The organism is Bradyrhizobium sp. NBAIM03 (genome assembly GCF_020194055.1).
Taxonomy (GTDB): Bacteria; Pseudomonadota; Alphaproteobacteria; order Rhizobiales; family Xanthobacteraceae; genus Bradyrhizobium; species Bradyrhizobium yuanmingense.
In genome coordinates this window covers 1-396 of the sequence record NZ_JADYVS010000258.1, presented here as the reverse complement: position 1 = coordinate 396, position 396 = coordinate 1, and the positions used below count along the sequence as shown (strand labels likewise).

Below are 396 nucleotides of genomic sequence, written 5' to 3'. Positions count from 1 at the left end.
GGATGCGGCGATCGGAAGCGAGCGCGCGCAGGTCGCGGCGCACGGTGGCTTCCGACATGCCGAAGTGCTCGCACAGTGTGGCGACGTCGTTCATTCCGCCCAGCACGGCTTTCAGCATGGCCTCGCGGCGCTTCGTGACTTTCATGTCTGCAAATATCCAACCGACCTCAGATGGGGAGCCACTGTAGCAAATCGGCCCCGAACCGGGTCAGCCGCGCACCCACGATTCGTCAACCGTCACGTATTTGATGCGCTGGCGGAAATAGGTGAAGGCGATGTGCAGCGCGCCGTCGTTCCCTTGCACGATGGAGGGATACGAATACTCGCGGTTGCGCTGGTCGGCCGAATTGTTGGTCATGCAATAACCGTCGCCAATTTCAATGTTGCGGCGGCGCC

The 396-nt window shown here is 61.4% G+C and carries 1 pseudogene; it reads right to left on the bottom strand.

The features are described 5' to 3' along the window. Positions 1-208 precede the first annotated feature (208 nt). A pseudogene (locus tag I6F21_RS38405) lies at positions 209-396 on the bottom strand (glycosyl hydrolase); the annotation flags it as partial.